This window comes from Streptomyces sp. A0592, assembly GCF_004795115.1.
Classification (GTDB): domain Bacteria; phylum Actinomycetota; class Actinomycetes; order Streptomycetales; family Streptomycetaceae; genus Streptomyces; species Streptomyces erythrochromogenes.
This window is the reverse complement of record NZ_SSBM01000010.1, coordinates 99254-115510: the sequence shown is the minus strand read 5'-3', so window position 1 is coordinate 115510 and position 16257 is coordinate 99254. Positions and strand designations below refer to the sequence as shown.

The window sequence follows — 16257 nt, the reverse complement described above, 5'->3', positions numbered from 1 at the left end:
CATGGGTTGGACAGAAGCGAGCACGATCCAGCGTTCACTGCTCGAGTGGGCGGAGGAGGCTGGCTGGGAACGTCTCCAAGGGGACGAGTTGCCGCGCGATGAGCATGACGTCGTTGTCGAGGACTGGGCACGCGAGGCGTTACTTGCCCTGAACCCGGAGCTGGTCCACGACTCCGAGTCGGCGGACCTCGTTCTGCACGAGCTCAATCAGGCTGTCCTCGATGCGCACAACGGTCTCGTCGCAGCCAACGAGCGGCTGACTGTGATGCTTCGTGGCGACCACTCGTTCACGACGATCGACGGTAGGCATGTGCCTCGCCGGCTGATCGACTTCGAAGACCTCAACAACAACCGCTTCACCGTCGCTGACGAGGTCACCATCAACGGTGCGACGAAACCGCGCCGGTTCGACGTCGTCTATTACGTCAACGGGTTTCCGCTGGTCGTTGCCGAAACCAAGACGCCTGTGAAACATCAAGTCTCGTGGGTCAACGCCGCTAGGGACCTTCACGATGTGTACGAGGAGGAGTACCCGAACTTCTTCGCGACGAACGTCTTCAACGTCGCCACCGAGGGCCTGGAGTTCCGGATGGCTCCGATCCGTGCAGTCCCGGACCCCGACTCCGAGGTCTGGGCCCCGTGGGGGTCCACTGAGGACGGACCGAAGATCGTCACGGGACCGGCCCGTGTCGAGCGGGCCGCGCGCTTGTTGCTGCGGCCGGAGATCATCCTGCCGATCCTCAAGGACCTGGTGATGTTCCGTCACGCTCGGGATGCCTCCGAGGTCGACATCAAGTTCTTGCCGCGCTACCCGCAGTTCGAGGCGGCTCTGGCGATCCACGCCAAGGTACTTGCCGGCCGCCCTGGCGGACTGATCTGGCACCACCAGGGATCGGGCAAGACCGAACTCATGGCGTTCGCCGCCGCTCGTTTGCTGCGTGACGACGCAGTGACGGAGAAGTTCGGGAGCGCGCCGACGGTCATCGTGATCGCCGACCGTAAGGATCTGGTCCGGCAGACGGCGGAGATGTTCGAGACTGCCGGCATGCCGCGGATGTCGGTGCCCCGCAACCGTCGGGAGCTGCACGCTCTGCTGCGTAATGGTGAGCCCGGTGTGGTCATCACGACGGTGCACAAGTTCGCTGAGGCTGGCCATCTGAACAACCGGTCGAACATCGTGGTCCTCGTTGACGAGGCGCACCGCTCGCAGGAGGGGAAGTTCGGCGATGCGTGGCGCGCGGCGGTGCCGAACGCAAAGTTCTTCGGTGCAACGGGCACTGCGATCGAGGACAAGGACCGTTCGACGTTCAAGCTGTTCGGGGACCCTGACGACCCCGACTTTGTGATGTCGCGGTATACACCGGAGCAATCCATCGCCGATGGGTTCACCAAGCCAGTGATCGTGGAGGGCCGGTCTGTCGGGTTCAACCTCGACAAGGAAGCCTTGGACGAGGCATTCGACGAGCTGGCCACGGAGGAGGGCCTGGACGAGGAGGAGAAGGTCTTCCTGTCGGGAAAGGCTTCTCACATCGAGACGATCCTCTCCAACCCCGAACGCGTGGCTGCTGTGTGTGCCGACATCGTCGACCACTTTCTTACCTATGTCGCGCCTCTGGGGCAGAAGGCCCAGGTCGTGGCCTATAACCAGCGCCTTGTGATCGCATACACCCGGGCCATCGAGGCCGAGCTGGAGCGTCGTGCCGCAGTCATGCCGGACGGACGACTCCGTGAGGTCGGTGTGGTGATGCACGTCGCCGACAGCAAGGAGACTCCCAAGGAGCACAAGAAGCACCTGCTCACTCCAGAGCAGGAGGAAGCCCTTAAGCGCCGCTTCAAGAAGGTCGATGACCCGATGTCGTTCATCGTCGTCACCGCGAAGTGGATGACCGGCTTCAACGCGCCCATCGAGGGCGTGCTGTATCTGGACAAGCCCGCCAAGGACACGAACCTGTTCCAGACGATCACGCGGCCTAACCGTCCGTGGAAGAACCCTGTCACCGGTCAGCGCAAGGACTTCGGGCGGGTCGTGGACTACATCGGGCTCGCGAGGGCCATCGGCAAGGCAGTCGTCGGCCCGAAGGTGAACGACGACGAGGACGAGCTCAACGTCACCGACGCCTCAAAGTTGGCGGGGAAATTCGTCGCCGACCTCACGCGTCTGCTCCATCTGTTCGACGGCATCGACACCGGTGACTCTTCGTTCGAGTCGCTCGCCGAGGCCCACGAGCGGATCCCCGAGGGCGGCTCGCAGCGCACCGAGTTCATCGAGACCTACGTCGCGCTGCAGACGGTGTGGGAGTTCCTCGACCCGCATCCAATGCTCAGGCCATTCCAGGGGCAGTACTTCTGGCTCGCGAAGGTGTACGAGTCGATCCGACCCAAGGACGTCTCCAAGACTTTTCTCTGGGCACGTCTCGGCGCGAAGACCACTGACTTGATTCACGGTCACATGACCGATGTGGGCGTGAAGTCGATGCCTTCGAAGACAGTCACGCTCGACGCTGCCGGCCTAGCGCTGGTGAAGAAGATCGCTGAGCAGCTCAAGCTCTCCGAGCGGCAGACGTCGGAGTCAAAGGCCGATGACGTGTACCAGGAGGTCCTCGACTCCATCGAGGCGCGCCTCAGGCGTCGGCTCGCCGATACCGAGAGCCCGGCGTACCGGTCGCTAGCGGAGCGGATCGAGAAGCTCCGCGCCAAGGCGATCGAGAACGTCCAGGATTCGCTGGCGTTCCTCGAGGAAGCGTTGAAGATCGCTCAGGATGTGGTCGCCGCAGATCGCGCAGCGGAACAGGGCGACCAGGGAACGCTCGACCGGTTGGCCGATCCGAAGCGTGGGGCGCTCACTCAGATCGTCGCGGAGAACACACCGCCTGGGCTGCACAAGATCGTCCCCGACATAGCCTCGCGGATCGACTCGATCGTCGTCGAGGTCGCCTATGCCGGATGGAGCGCGAGCGACGCGGGCGACAAACGCGTTCGGCGCGAGCTGCGTTCCGTCTTGAAGGAGTACGGCTTGCCGATCAAGGGGGAGCTGTTCGACCGAACGTACGAGTACGTACGGGAGAACTACTGAACGGCGTCTCGCGGAGCTCCTTCAGATACAGCTTGGGCATGGCGACACCCTTCCGGTCCGCCTCTCAGCGAGCCAGGTCAGATGTCACCCAACCCTGCAGCAGTCCCGCCTGCCCAAAGGGGCGGACAGCTCGCTTCCGGTGTTCAGCATCCGTATCTCGACGTTGCCGTCGGCTGCATACCCGGTGACATTGGCGCGGTTCCCCAGGTACAGGACTATCGAGCCGATCGGGAAGTCTTTTGTCGCAGGCGTCAAAGCAGAAATCCTTCGAGGAAAAGTGCGGGTTGGCTCGGCCGGCTTCAGTCGTTCGTGCCGAGGGCTTCGAGGTGGTCGGCGAAGCTGCCGGTCAGGCTGGCCAGCACGGCTTTGCCCTTGCCTGCGGTGGCGAAGGACGGAAAGCCGATCACGCCGGATGTGGTGTACGCCCTCATGCCCTGGACTAGGAGGAAGGGACGGGGGCCGCCGTCGTGGTCGGCATTGGCGTTTCCGTCTCGTACGAGCTCTGGGGCAGCGTGCAGGAGGATGGAGGTCTCGATCTCTCCGGCGTGCATGTCGGCGTGGCGGTCGGAGTCCAAGCTGGCGTTGTCGCGGGCTCGGTCCCAGTCGGCGCTGAGGGGGAAGAGGGAGACGGCGGGGCCGTCGACGTTGGCTTCTTGCACGATGTTCGACAGGACGTAGTTGCCGCCGTGGCCGTTGATGATCACGAGCTTGCTGATGCCGGACCGGGCGAGGGATGCACGGATGTCGTCGATCACCGCGAACAGGGTCTTCGCGCTGATGCTGACCGTGCCGGGGAACGCGGCATGCTCATGGCTGCACGACATCGTGATCGGCGGGAGCAGGTGGACCGGGTAGGCGTCAGCGACCTCTTGGCCGATGATGCAGGCGATTGCCGTGTCGGTGATCAGCGGGAGATAGCGGCCGTGCTGCTCGAAGGAGCCGACGGGGAGCACGGCGACGCGAGGCTGTCGGTCCTCGACGTCCGTGCTGGTGGCGGTCGGCAGCAGGTTCACGGCACTCCCTAAGGGTCGACTACGGGGCGGCTCTCTTCATCGTGTCGAGCTCCCTGTTCAGCTCTGAAACTTCCACCAGTTTGCGCCAGGGCGCAAGGTGGGGTTGAAGTCGGTACAGCTCGTTCAGGATGCGTGCCGAGCCTGTCCGTTGGGCGATCCCCAGTGCTTGCTCGGCGGCCTGGTGGGCCCCTTCCACGTCTTCGAGGAGGGCGTTGGCCGTTGCTAGGCGTGCGAGGCACAGGCCGCGGTCCCGCTCTTGTACGGCGGGCCAGTGGCTGAGGCTTTCCTGGTAGATCTCCGCTGCCTGGCCTGGGCGTTCCAGCCGGACGTTGCAGTTCGCGGCTTCCATTTCGATGTAGGCCACGGAGCAGTACCCGGCCATGGGGTCAGCGTCATCGCCTTTGGAGGCGGCAGCGAGAGCCTGGTCGATCGCGCGGGCGGTCTCGGCCGCTTCACCAAGCCCGGCCTTGCTGTTGGCAAGCTGGCGCAATACGACGGCATGGACCCGTGGGGAGAGCTGTGCGGCGTAGCGGAGCGCGGCGCTGGCGAGGCCGGCGCCGTGTCCTGCGTGGCCTGCCTCGGTGGCGATGTTGCTGCGTCGCTGGAACAGGTAGGCGATCAGCATGGGGTCGCCCAGCTCCTGGGCGTACTCCATGGCGAGGCTGGTCCATCGCATGGCTTTGTCCGCGTGGCCCGTGTCCTGATGCAGCCACCCAAGGAACTCTGTGTACCGAGCGCTGATGCGCAGGACGTCCTCGCGTAAGGGCCCGTAGGCGTCCTGGCACATCTGCTCGACGAGGGGCATCTGGCTCTGCACAGGTGCCAGCAGAAACTGTGGACCGACAAGCGGCTCGGCCTGGGCATGCTGGTCGAGGAGCGAGGTCAGGTACGTCAGCAGCTCCGGGCTGATCGGTACGGGGTTCTTCGCCCGGAGTGGGCCCGCCGGCGGATGAGGTGTCCGGTTCTCCAGCAGGATTCCGGGCTCCGGGAATCCCAGTTCTTCGTTCGTCGCTTGGTAGGCCTCGCGGAAGAGGGGCTGGTGGTCCGCGCTCACCGGTCGTCGACCGTTCTCGTACATGGAGACGAGCGTCTTCCAGCTGGCGGGGGAGGGCGATTCGACGCCGAGGCGCTCGGCGGTGGCGACAAGAGCCTCGATGAGGTCGCCCTGCATCCATCCGCGGCTGAGCCGCACTGTCTGAAGCCTGCTCTTGGACTTCATCGCTCCCCCGAAGTGCATCGCGGCACGCCCCCTCTCACTATGCGTCCAAGGTGGCTTCTGGCGTGGGGAGTTAACAGTTAACAGCCGGGTCTGTTAACCCCGTCCACTGCTCGATGGCGAGGAGTCGGGCTTACTTGGCGCAAGCACGACGACGGGGCCATCAACCCCGGCAAGGTCATTCACGTGAAATCGGCAGGCTGGAGGTGGGATCGTGATCGGCTCAGGGATGACAGAGACGTACATCGAGCACCGTCCCGGACCGTTCGGGCCTGCGACCGCCAAGCCTCACTCCACAACTCGGCGTGCGGTGGACGGCTCTGCACTGCTGAAGGTCTACGTAGGGATCGATCCGGAGGGCCGGCGACGGCGTGAGGCTGAGACGGTTGGGCGAGCCGTCCTTCGAGGACTCTCGGCCCCGGTCGTTCTGGCCACGGGCGAGGGCGTGGCCGGGTCCTGGACGGTCTTCTCGATGCTGCCGGGCACGCCCTGCTCGATCGGTGCGCACGAGGTGGTTGAGGAGTACATCGGTCACGTTCTCGATGTGAGCGGCAGGCTGCATCAACCTGCTGTTGACCTCACCCCCGGCTCCGGCTGGGAACGAAGGCAAGCCGGCTCCGTTTCCCAGCGTCAGTTTCTGCTGGACCAGCTCACGTCACGCTGTCGGCGGCGGCCTTGGTGGGCGGTGCTGGAAGGGTTCCTCCATCCACTCGACTCGCAGCCCGTGGTTTACCTGCATGGCGACCTCAAGCCCGAGCACCTCCTCGTCGACGGCGAGCGCCTACACGTCGTGGACTGGGAGGCCAGTGCCTGCGGCCCCGCTGTCGTCGACTACGCCGACGTCGTCTTTCACCTCGTCCGCGACTTGCTCTACGACGGCGTGCCACCTGAGCGGGTTCCGGTCGAGCTTCTGACTGCGATGCCGTTCAGCGGGCCCGTCCTGGCCTGGCGACTCCTCCTCTGGCTCGATCGCCGGCGGCCACACGACATCGACCAGCTCAGTAGCCACGATGTTTCTCGACTCGCTGGCGAAGACCAGCCAACAGCCGCTTACAGGGCACTGGCTCGGTCCGTTGCGCTTCTTCGGGTAGCTGGCGTCCCGCGCTGACCTCGTGCTCCAGCGCTCATCCAGGCGTGCTGACGCCTGCGCACATTTTCTTCTGTCCCAATGAACGGAGTTCGTGATGCCTCGTACGAGCACGACCATCGGAAACAGCCACCTCGTCATCGAGACCGGCAGGGCCACGCCGGACGCGACGACCATCGTGGAGCGCAAGGGCCTCGGCCACCCGGACACCCTGGCGGACCACCTCGCCGAGCGGCTGTCCCGCGCTTACAGCCATTACACCGTCCAGCACTTCGGTGCCGTCCTGCACCACAACTTCGACAAGCTCGCCCTCCTCGGCGGGGCCAGCGAGGTCCGCTACGGAGCCGGCGGGATGACGTCCCCCGTCCGCGTCCTGGTCAACGGGCGAGCCGCGCCCATGTGCGGCGGGGAGCGGATCCCCGTCAAGGAGATCATCGAGGCCGAGGTCAGGGCCTTCTTCGGCGAGCGGCTCCCCGAGGTGTCGAACCACCTCGACATCACGTTCAACATCACCAGCAACTCCAGCCCAGGCGCCGTCCTCACCGGCGACGGAGTGCCGGACCGCACCCGCTGGTTCAACCCGCGCTCCATCGACGACCTCCGCGAGCGGCGGGTGCGGCTGTCCAATGACACGTCCCTCGGGACGGGCTGGGCGCCGGAGAACCCGTTCGAGTCGTTCGTCCGCGAGCTGGTGGACCAGTTCTCCGGCGAGAGCGACTTCACCCTCGCCCACGCCTGGTGCGGCTCCGACGTCAAGCTCATGGGCTACTGGGACGGAGAGCGGGCGGACGTCGTGCTGTGCGTCCCCCAGAAGTCGCGCCATGTCGCCAGCCGGGCGGAGTACGTCCGCAACGCGGAGAGCGTTCTGGCCGAGTGCCACCGGCTCGCCGCCCTCCGGATGTTCGGGGCGGATACCCGCTTCCGGCTGAACGCCCGGGACGTGCCGGAGAAGGACGAGCTGTACCTGACGTACACCGGCAGCTCCATCGAGTCCGGTGACGAGGGCGTCGTCGGCCGAGGCAACCGCGTGAACGGCCTCATCACGCCCCTGCGGCCGATGAACCTGGAGGGGGCGAACGGCAAGAACCCCGTCTACCACGTCGGCAAGCTCTACAACATCGCCGCGCAGCGGCTGGCCTCCCGGCTCCACGTGGCGACCGCGGGCCACGCCGAGGTGCACCTCGTGAGCACCACCGGGCAGCGGCTCGATGAGCCCTGGCGCATCCTCGTCCGCCTTTCCGCTCCCGACGCCGAGGTCGACAAGGTGCAGGCCCTGGTCGCGGAGATCCTCACCGAGTTCCCGGCCCTCACGGACGAACTCGTCTCCGACGGGATCGTGCTGAGCTGATGCCGAAGCGGACGCTCGGAGAGATTCCCGCAGGCTGCCGACGGCGTTTACTCGCGCACTACGGCAGCGGCGCCGAGGGCTGGCTCGACGCAGCCCCCGGCCTGCTAGCGGGGGCTGCGGAACGCTGGAAGCTCTCGTTCGGGGACTACTTCGACGCCGGACACGCCTCGGTGATCGCCACGGCGACCGACCTCGACGGGCGTCCGCTGCTCCTCAAAGCCTGGGTCGACCCCGACCGGTACCGCCACGAGGTGGACGCTCTGCGGCTGTGGGCCGGTGGACCCACGGCAGACGTCTTGGAGGCTGCGGACGATCTGGCTGTGGCCGCCCTCGAACTCGTAGGGGGGCGGCCCGGGGGAGCGGATCGGCCGGCGCGTGAGACGCCGATGGTCGCCGCTGCCCTCCAGGGACTCCACACCCTCGGGCGGCGCAGAAACCGACCGAACGACTTCCCCCGGCTCGCCAGCTACCTCGCCGGGGAGGTCCTCCCCCGGATCCACCGGCGGGAGCACGCGCTCGACACCGGCGTCTGGCGCCCTCTCGTTGACGCCATGCTCCCGGCAATCACCGGCCTTGAGGAAGACCCGAGCCGGGTGACGGTGCTGCACGCGGACCTGTACCGGGAGAACGTGCTCTTCGACTGGCTGGCGCACCCGCGCCTGATCGACCCGCTCCCCATGGTGGGTGACCCGGCGTTCGACTGGGCGTTCTGGACCATCTACTACGACCTTGCCCGCAGGACCGGGGAGCGGCTGACCACTGCCTCACGCATCTCCCGGATCCCCATCCCCGTACTCGCGCCCTGGTGCCGCCTGCTCGCCCTCGACGGTCTCCTCTTCTACCTGGAGACCGACGACCCGAGAGCACCGCAGATGGCGGAAGTGCTCTCCGACCTCTCGGCATCAACTCCACGGAGCGGAACGTGACCACCTACATCGTTCGCCACGGCCAGACGAACTACAGCAAGCGGTACCTCGTCAATGGCGACCCGACCAAGCACATCCACCTCAATGAGGAAGGCCGGCAGTCACTGAGCCGTGCCTGGAGCATCCTCCCCTTACACTCCGTGTCCACGTGGCTGACCAGCGAATTCCCGCGAGCCCGGCAGACGACTTCTCTTCTGATGGGCGTTCCCGCGGCCACGCTGGTTGTCGATGGCCGACTGAACGAACTCGACTACGGGGAATTCGAGGGCAGCCCGTTCCTCGAATACGCGGTCTGGCTCGACAGCCACGGTGCGGGGCAGCGTCCACCCGGTGCCGCAGAATCCCAGCGCGAGGGCATCCGGAGGATGCTCTCCGGGGTTCTCTCCGCCCTGGAGCACCCCGGTCCCCGTGTACTCGTCAGCCACGGTCTGCTCGTCTCCGTGCTGCTCTGGCACCGGGACCGCTCCCCAGACGACCCCATGCCGCTGTTCTTCCCGGAGGCCCCGTACGTCGAGCCGGTCGCCATACCCGATGACGAGCTCCCCATCCTCATCACGGCACTGCTGGACGATCTTGATACGAGCGTTCACCACGAATCAGCCACCGATGGTGACTCAGCGATATTGCGGATCAGCGAGGGGTCGGCGGTTGCTACCGTCGATGCGGTATCCCCATCCCACTCGCTGGATAAAAAGGATCTTCCTCATGCATGACGCCCGCGCCCTGATTGAAATGGGTGCCGAAGCAGTTCGTCGGCTCGCTCGTCGCGGTTACTCCCTGGACCTGTCCCGGCTGGAAGACCTCCAGTCCCGGCGCAACCAGAGCATCCGCTCAGCCGACGAGCTGCGGGCGGAGGCCAAGCGGGTGGCGAGCGAGGTCCAGCAGACGGCCAAGCAGGGCGGCGACATCTCCAAGCTGAAGGAGCGTGCCCGCGAGCTGAAGGACCAGATCCGGGACATCGAGACCGAGCAGGAGCAGGTGCAGGAGGAGCTGACCGAGCTGCTCCTGACCATCCCGAACCTGCCGGACGACGCGGCCCCGGACGGCGACTCGGAGGAGTTCGCGGTCGAGGTCCGGCGTGTCGGCACCCCGCCGGCCTTCTCCTTCGAGCCGAAGGACCACGTCGACCTCGGCGAGAGCACCGGCATGCTCGACTTCGGCCGGGCGACGAAGCTGTCGGGCCCCAGGTTCGTCGTCTCCCGCGGGGCAGGCGCTGCCCTGGAGCGTGCCTTGGCGACGCTCTTCCTCGACATCCACACCCGCCGGCACGGGTACGTCGAGCACGCTGTTCCGTACCTGGTCAGCCGCAAGACGATGACCGGTACCGGACAGCTGCCGAAGTTCGAGGAGGACCTGTTCAAGACCGGCGTAGCCGACCGCGAACTATTCCTCATCCCGACGGCCGAGGTACCGCTGACCAACCTCTACGCCGACGAGATCATCCCGCCGGCCGACCTGCCGCTGGCCCTCACCGCGCACACTCCGTGCTTCCGGTCGGAGGCAGGCTCGTACGGCCGTGACACCCGCGGCCTGATCCGCCAGCACCAGTTCGCCAAGGTCGAGATCGTCCAGATGGTCGACCCCGCGGACGCGGACGCCACGCTGGAGACGATGGTCGGCCACGCCGAGGCGTGCCTGAAGGAGCTCGGCCTCGCGTACCGCGTCGTCAAGCTGGCCGCCGGTGACACGGGCTTCTCGGCCCAGCTCACGTACGACATCGAGGTCTGGATCCCGAGCCAAAACACGTACCGCGAGATCTCCTCGATCTCGAACTTCGGCACCTTCCAGGCCCGCCGCGCGAACATCCGCACCCGAGGCGAGGACGGCAAGCCCAAGCTCGTCGCCACCCTCAACGGCTCCGGCCTGCCCATCGGCCGCACCGTGGCCGCGCTCCTCGAGCAGTGCCAGCAGCAGGACGGCTCCCTCGTCCTTCCCGAATCCCTTTTCCCGTACCTCGGCTTCCGCCGTATCTCGGCGGACGGAACACCGGAGGCATAACGTGCTCGTCGGCGTCTGCGACTTCCCTGGTAGCTACGCCTTTCCACCCGCCGGGTACGGCGGGATCGAACGATGGCTGTGGGCGGTCGCCGTAGGCGCCCGGGCCGCGGGCGCCGACGTACACCTCCTCGGGCCAGGCTGGCTCACGGACCTGGAACACGACTGGGTCCGTAAGCCGGTCCGCCTGGAGGACATCACCGCCGGATCGCTCGCCGAGCGCGAGCTCCGCGGCGCCGGATACGACCTCCTGGTCGTGGGGCACGAGTACCCCTCGCTGCCCGCCTGGACCCGGACATGGAACGAACTGGACTGCGACGTCGCCACGTTCCAGCACTCGCCGGTCTTCCAGCACACCGCTACCGCCTTCGACGGCAAGCGGTCCCGGCTCTACTGCTACTCGCCGGAGATGATCGAGCGGTACGCCGACCACCAGCCGATCCCCGAGCTGGCCGTGCACCTCGGCCTCAACGAGGAGGAGCCGCCGGCGGTCGCCGGTACCGACCTCGTGTGGCTCGGCCGGATCGACGAGGAGAAGGCTCCGCACATCGCCGTACGTGCTGCTCAGATACTCGGCCGCCGGATTCGGATCGTCGGACCGGTCTTCGACGAGGGCTACGTACGACGCCACGATCGGCTCTTCAGCGCAGACCACGTCAAGTGGGTCGGCGAACTCGGTGGCCCCGCCAAGACCGCTGCCATCCGCGATGCGTCCGTCTTCGTCTACACCTACGCCCGCACCTACGTGGAGGCCGGCGCCGCTGTCTTCGGCGAATCCCTCCGGGCCGGCACCCCGATGGCCGCCCTCACGTGGCGCACCGGCACCTGCGCCGAAGCTGCTCTCTGCGACCAGACCGGCGCGATCAGCGTGGCCAATCCCGATGAGGACGACGAGACAGCGGCCCGCCGCCTGGCACGCGCCATCGAGCAGGCGGAGGACCTCGACCACGGTCAGGTCCAAGAGATCGGCCTGCGCCGCTTCGACCCTGCGCGGCACTTCTCGGCGATTGCAGCCCGATCGTGCTGACTGGGACAAACAGTGTGGCCGGAGACGCCCTGGCCTTGCGGATACCCGCTGTGCTCCGCGCGGCGTTAGGTCCCCACTGGGAGTTCACCGCCGACGGCTCCCGCATCCAGATCCAACACCCTCACCGAGGCACCCCCTACAGCCCGCCGCGTCGACCACCCTCGTGGCGCGAGCTGCTGGACGGTCTGCAGCACGGGTTCGCGGGCAACGGCGCCACTCGTGACGCCTGCCTTCCCCTCCGATGGGGCCGAGAGACCGAGCTCACCATCTCCGCGGTCCAGGCCCTCGACCCCCTCCTCAAGGAGGGCAAGCCCCGCACCTATCGGAGTGGATTCCTCCCCCAGCCAGTCGTCCGCTTCACAGGCCAACGCGACGCCAGGGGCTTCTTGGCCGAGGGATTCCTGACCTCCTTCGTCAATGTCTCCCGAGTCCAACCCATCAAGGCCCTGGACGAGTACGGAGCCATCCTCGACGGCTGGCTGACCGTCCTCTCCCGACTCGGCTTCCACGCTCGGCACCTGAGCATCTACGGCACTCTCACCCCCTGGCGCCGAAACGAGGTCGAAGGCCTAACCCTGCGCTTCCGCCACCTGGACCTCACCCTCGGTGACATCGTCCTCCTGTGGAACACCGACCACCCGGACCGCCTGGCTGTGGACCTCGGCACCGGGTTGGAACGCCTCGCCTGGGCACGTACCCGGAAACACTGGTACGACCTGGTCTACGGTCGCTTCGCCCAGTCGGCACCGCCGACGACGCTCGACGCTATCCGCACCGCCACACTCCTCCTCGGCCACGGAATCACTCCCGCGGCGCGCGGAGCGGGAGGAATCACGCGGCGAGTCATAGGGGCCATCGCCCCGGACGCTGCCCGCCTCGGCGTCAGCGCCATGGTCCGCGAGGCGTTCGGCTACTGGAATCTTTTTGGCGAGCTGCGCGCCCCGTGGCCGGTAGTCGCCTGCCGCATCGAGGAGGAGACGCTCCGGTAATCGGCGACGACGAGGGCGCTGGCCAAGGCGTCAATCGATGCGGCCCGGTACTCGAAGGCGCTCGTTCTCCTTCTCTAGCTGGGCGATGCGGCGTTCAAGCTCAGCACGGGTCGGCCGTTTTGGCGGTGGAGGAGTTGCCAATTCTTCACGAGCAGCGGCGGGCGGCTCTCTCACGAGGCCGATGGGCTCGAAGGCAACGATCACCGACGACTCCTTCCCGCATTCTGGGCAGTCCATCGAGGAAGATGAGCCGGACAAGGTGGGATTGCAGCTCTCGCGGTGACGCCGGGTTTCGGTGATGTGGCCGCAGTACAGACGGACCCGCCACCGCATGATCTCGTGATCTGCCTTCTTGAAGGACTGCATCAGCTTCCAGGCATCTTCGAACGCTTGACGGCGTCGCGCAGCCATCTCCGGGTCTGCCCGACACCTGGCCACGTCCTCCTCGACCCGTTGGCTAACGGACTGCCTCATGGTGTCGCGCTGCTGCTGCTCGCGATGGTCTCGACGGGTGAGCTGGTATTCCTCCAGCGGAACCCCGCGGCTCTCGTACTCGGTGTCAGGCACGGCTGACACGCTAGATCCAAGGAGCGGAGCGGCTGTGGGGGTAGAGGATCTTGACCGATTGGCCCGCCGGTTCTGAACCAACTTGAATCCTGATGGCCAATTAGGACAACCAGTTGTACAAACGTCGAACCGTAGCGAGGCCGACCGGCGGCCGGGCAGCCCCGGCCGCCGGAGTGCTCTGTGACTACTTCCTTTGCGAGTACCTGGCGGGAGGGGCTGCCAACGCTGACGCCGAGGAAACCGCGGACGTCACGTGGATTCCGAAAGACTCCCTCACCCGGTTCACCCCCGTCGATATGGTCTTCCCACCCATCCTGGCTGTTCTGGAGGAGTAGACGTGACGCAGCAGAACGCGGAGGAGCGACCGGGTATCGCCGCGGCCATCGTGGTGCACGAGGGGCGCGTGCTCATGCTGCGGCGCCGGGTCAGCGAGGGCCAGCTCTCCTGGCAGTTCCCGGCCGGCGAGGTCGAGCCCGGCGAATCCCGCGAGGACGCCGCCGTACGCGAAACCCAGGAGGAGGCGGGCCTGACTGTGAAGGCGGTCAAGCTCCTCGGCGAACGGATCCACCCGGCCACCGGTCGACTGATGTCCTACACGGCCTGCGAGGTGATCGGCGGCCACGCGCACGTCGCGGACACCGAAGAACTGGCCGAGCTTGAATGGGTTACCCACGCAGAGATCCCGCAGTACGTCCCCTACGGCCTGTTCGAGCCGGTACAAGTGCACCTCGATGCGGCCCTGACCCGCTGACGAAGGCCGTTGCGGCGTGCGGCGTCGTCCCCTTTGCGTTGCACGGAACGTCTAGCCCGCAGCTCCTTCGGAAATGGGGCCAATCGTCAGGCGCGCTGAAGGTCCGCCACAACCTGCTCAGCCATCCGGCGGGCGGGTTCAAGGCGAGGGTCTTCGGCATGCGCGTCAGGGGCCAGGATCTTCGCGCAGACGAACAGGGAGAATTCCGGCCCGGTCATGTTCGCCCAGTTCAGATCGGCATGCGCCGGCTGCCACTGCCGTACCTCGTTGTCGACGCCATCCGGAAGGAAGCGGTGGATAGCCTCCGCCACCCCGCCCTGTGTGATCGTGATCGTGTCGGGAGTCGCCACCCGGCTTGTGCTCTGCACTGAGAGGGCATCCAGTGAGCGGTTCAGCGCTTGCCACCACGTCTCCGGGAGGAGCGGGGCGGCGACCAGCACGCTGTTGCCCACTGGAGAGTCGGGCAGCAGATCGGTCTCGGCAGCGCGCCACATCACCGGCTCGTCCCTCTGCCGCCACGCCGCACCCCGCCGCCACTGCGGCATCGCGATGCCATCCAGCAGTGCGGCGCACTCAGTGCCGTTCCAGCCCTGGTTCCCGATTTTCTCGAAGCGGCGCCGCTCGATACGCACCCAGGTGTCGCGATCCGTCCTCGCTCCGAGGGACCGGCGCTTCCGCACCAGTGTGGTGCGGTCCAGCTGAGTCCGGAGCATCCGCTCGACCTCGTCGAGGACGATGTCAGTCGGTTCAACTCGTAAGTCGGAAGCGGCGGTAGCTGATGAGGAAGACAGCACCGGACCCTCCTTGGCGACTGACCGACGTTAGCAAGGAGCTCGGCCCCACAGGGGCCAAGAGGGAGCAGACGTGACGCAGAGAATGAGTGGACACCATGACTGAGAAGGCCTCCCGCGCCACGGGACCTACTGCGGCGGGCGCGCCGGTCATCCTGAGCAACGAGCCGGGCTCGTTCGCCTGGGGGGTGATGGCCAAGCGCCACCCCGCCCTCATCCAGCAGGTACGGGACGCGTTCCCGTACGGCCCCCGCCAGCACGAGGCGCTCGACGCCCTGCTGGACGAGATCACCCGCGGCGCTATCGAACCGCCGGCCGACGGAGAGCACGATCACGAGAGCTGGACGGACTGGGGGCAAGGGCGCTTCGGGCAGTCCTGGTACGACGCCCCGTTCCTCTGGGCGGAGAGCTACTTCTACCGCAAGCTCCTCGCTGCCGTCGGGTACTTCGGAACCGGCCCGTGGGGTGGGGTCGACCCGTTCGCCCCGTTCAAGCAGGCCGAACTCCGCGGCGAGGCGGTCGACGAGGAACTGCGTGCCCTGGACGCCTTGGCCGACGTGGCGGTCGACGAACGGGCCACTGCCCTGCTCCACGCCTCGCTCTGGGGAAACCGCGCAGACCTCGGCTTCCGTGTGGTCGAGGGCGAACCGGCCGTCGGTGGCCCCGAAGCCTCGGCCCTGGTCGCCGACGAGAGCGCCCTGCTGTGGAAGCTCCTGCCCACCGGGGCCGCCTCGACCGTCGCCGTTGTGGCGGACAATGCGGGTCGCGAGTTGATCCCGGACCTGATCCTCATCGACCACCTCCTCGAACACGGTCGCGCCGAAAAGGTAGTGCTCCATGTGAAGCCCTATCCGTACTACGTCTCCGACGCGATGACGGCGGACGTGGTCGACTGTCTGCGCCGTCTCACCGATGCTCCGGGTGAGGCAGGCCGGATCGGCGGCCGCCTGTGGAAGGCCATGGCGGTCGGGAACCTTGAGGTCCGCTCGCACCCGTTCTTCTGCGCGCCGCTGCCGTACGAGGAGATGCCCGCGGACCTCCGCAGCGAGTTCGAGGGCGCCGCACTGACCATCCTGAAGGGCGACCTGAATTACCGCCGCCTGGTGGGCGACAGGCACTGGGGCGCCACGACGCCGTTCGCTGACCTCACCTGCTACTTCCCGGGTGCCGTCGCAGCCCTGCGCACGCTGAAGTCCGATGTGATCGTCGGCCTGGAGGCTGGAACGCTGGACTCTCTGGAGCGGTCGGGCGCCGCGTGGCGTACGAGCGGGACGCACGCTCTGATCCAGGTGCGTCGGTAGGGGCCTTGGGCCGGGTGACCTCGCGGGTAGCGCTGAGTCAGTTGGGCCACCTTGGCGACAGGCGGATAGCGGGTGGCGCGGGCGGATTCCTTGCCGTCGGCCGTACTCGGCATCGACCTCAAGCCCGAGGAGATCACCGACGTCCTGTAGATGCCATCGGTGCTGGCACCCTC

The 16257-nt window shown here is 66.7% G+C and carries 14 protein-coding genes and 1 pseudogene; 11 read left to right on the top strand and 4 right to left on the bottom strand.

Translation table 11 applies throughout. The features are described from left to right. The first annotated feature begins 1 nt into the window (after position 1). Positions 2-3073: an HsdR family type I site-specific deoxyribonuclease gene (locus E6U81_RS16915; protein ID WP_136230906.1), complete on the top strand. Its 3072-nt coding sequence runs from the start codon at positions 2-4 to the stop codon at positions 3071-3073. Positions 3074-3372: 299 nt separating this feature from the next. Here E6U81_RS16915 and E6U81_RS16910 read toward each other — a convergent pair whose 3' ends face one another. Beyond that, positions 3373-4086, bottom strand: a complete 714-nt coding sequence (locus E6U81_RS16910) for a creatininase family protein (protein ID WP_136230905.1) — start codon at positions 4084-4086, stop codon at positions 3373-3375. 19 nt (positions 4087-4105) lie between these two features. After that, positions 4106-5305 (bottom strand): hypothetical protein, encoded by a 1200-nt coding sequence (locus E6U81_RS16905; RefSeq protein ID WP_136230904.1) that lies wholly within the window; start codon positions 5303-5305, stop codon positions 4106-4108. A 211-nt stretch (positions 5306-5516) separates the two neighbouring features. Here E6U81_RS16905 and E6U81_RS16900 point away from each other — a divergent pair, with 211 nt between their 5' ends. The 7 genes from E6U81_RS16900 (at position 5517) to E6U81_RS41055 (ending at position 12674) form a co-directional block, all read left to right on the top strand. Continuing rightward, on the top strand, positions 5517-6410 hold the full coding sequence (locus tag E6U81_RS16900; protein ID WP_240803857.1) for an aminoglycoside phosphotransferase family protein: 894 nt from the start codon (positions 5517-5519) through the stop codon (positions 6408-6410). A 76-nt stretch (positions 6411-6486) separates the two neighbouring features. After that, on the top strand, positions 6487-7737 hold the full coding sequence (locus tag E6U81_RS16895; protein WP_136230903.1) for a methionine adenosyltransferase: 1251 nt from the start codon (positions 6487-6489) through the stop codon (positions 7735-7737). Then, the gene (locus tag E6U81_RS16890) at positions 7737-8663 is read left to right on the top strand and encodes an aminoglycoside phosphotransferase family protein (RefSeq protein WP_136230902.1); all 927 of its coding nucleotides are present in this window, start codon (positions 7737-7739) and stop codon (positions 8661-8663) included. Before E6U81_RS16895 ends, E6U81_RS16890 begins: the two co-directional genes overlap by 1 nt. Further along, entirely contained in the window at positions 8660-9376 is a 717-nt protein-coding gene (locus E6U81_RS16885; protein ID WP_136230901.1) for a histidine phosphatase family protein, read from the top strand. Before E6U81_RS16890 ends, E6U81_RS16885 begins: the two co-directional genes overlap by 4 nt. Continuing rightward, the gene (gene serS, locus E6U81_RS16880) at positions 9369-10661 is read left to right on the top strand and encodes a serine--tRNA ligase (RefSeq protein WP_136230900.1); all 1293 of its coding nucleotides are present in this window, start codon (positions 9369-9371) and stop codon (positions 10659-10661) included. The genes E6U81_RS16885 and serS overlap by 8 nt, the downstream gene beginning before the upstream one ends. Position 10662: 1 nt before the next feature. Next, positions 10663-11685, top strand: a complete 1023-nt coding sequence (locus E6U81_RS16875; RefSeq protein WP_136230899.1) for a glycosyltransferase — start codon at positions 10663-10665, stop codon at positions 11683-11685. A 386-nt stretch (positions 11686-12071) separates the two neighbouring features. Further along, complete coding sequence (locus tag E6U81_RS41055; RefSeq protein WP_240803856.1) at positions 12072-12674, top strand: hypothetical protein; 603 nt, start codon at positions 12072-12074, stop codon at positions 12672-12674. 30 nt (positions 12675-12704) lie between these two features. Here the strand turns inward: E6U81_RS41055 and E6U81_RS16865 are convergent, their stop codons facing one another. Beyond that, on the bottom strand, positions 12705-13241 hold the full coding sequence (locus E6U81_RS16865; RefSeq protein WP_136230898.1) for a hypothetical protein: 537 nt from the start codon (positions 13239-13241) through the stop codon (positions 12705-12707). Positions 13242-13411: 170 nt separating this feature from the next. Between E6U81_RS16865 and E6U81_RS41050 the strand changes: the two are divergent. Together E6U81_RS41050 and E6U81_RS16855 are read left to right on the top strand one after the other, a co-directional pair. Further along, positions 13412-13576, top strand: a pseudogene (locus E6U81_RS41050) (NUDIX hydrolase); the annotation flags it as partial. Between the two features lie 2 nt (positions 13577-13578). Then, positions 13579-13992, top strand: a complete 414-nt coding sequence (locus E6U81_RS16855) for an NUDIX hydrolase (RefSeq protein WP_136230897.1) — start codon at positions 13579-13581, stop codon at positions 13990-13992. Between the two features lie 86 nt (positions 13993-14078). Here E6U81_RS16855 and E6U81_RS16850 read toward each other — a convergent pair whose 3' ends face one another. Continuing rightward, positions 14079-14786, bottom strand: a complete 708-nt coding sequence (locus E6U81_RS16850) for a hypothetical protein (RefSeq protein ID WP_136230896.1) — start codon at positions 14784-14786, stop codon at positions 14079-14081. Positions 14787-14881: 95 nt separating this feature from the next. On the opposite strand from E6U81_RS16850, the gene E6U81_RS16845 reads away from it, so the two are divergent. After that, positions 14882-16084, top strand: a complete 1203-nt coding sequence (locus tag E6U81_RS16845) for a damage-control phosphatase ARMT1 family protein (protein ID WP_136230895.1) — start codon at positions 14882-14884, stop codon at positions 16082-16084. The last annotated feature ends 173 nt before the right edge of the window (positions 16085-16257 follow it).

What these genes read in the sequence shown, in the direction of transcription:
- E6U81_RS16915 (WP_136230906.1), top strand. Translation starts at nt 2, where the DNA reads ATGGGTTGGACAGAAGCGAGCACGATCCAGCGTTCACTGCTCGAGTGG.
- E6U81_RS16905 (WP_136230904.1), bottom strand. Translation starts at nt 5,305, where the DNA reads ATGAAGTCCAAGAGCAGGCTTCAGACAGTGCGGCTCAGCCGCGGATGG.
- E6U81_RS16895 (WP_136230903.1), top strand. Translation starts at nt 6,487, where the DNA reads ATGCCTCGTACGAGCACGACCATCGGAAACAGCCACCTCGTCATCGAG.
- E6U81_RS16890 (WP_136230902.1), top strand. Translation starts at nt 7,737, where the DNA reads ATGCCGAAGCGGACGCTCGGAGAGATTCCCGCAGGCTGCCGACGGCGT.
- serS (WP_136230900.1), top strand. Translation starts at nt 9,369, where the DNA reads ATGCATGACGCCCGCGCCCTGATTGAAATGGGTGCCGAAGCAGTTCGT.
- E6U81_RS16845 (WP_136230895.1), top strand. Translation starts at nt 14,882, where the DNA reads ATGACTGAGAAGGCCTCCCGCGCCACGGGACCTACTGCGGCGGGCGCG.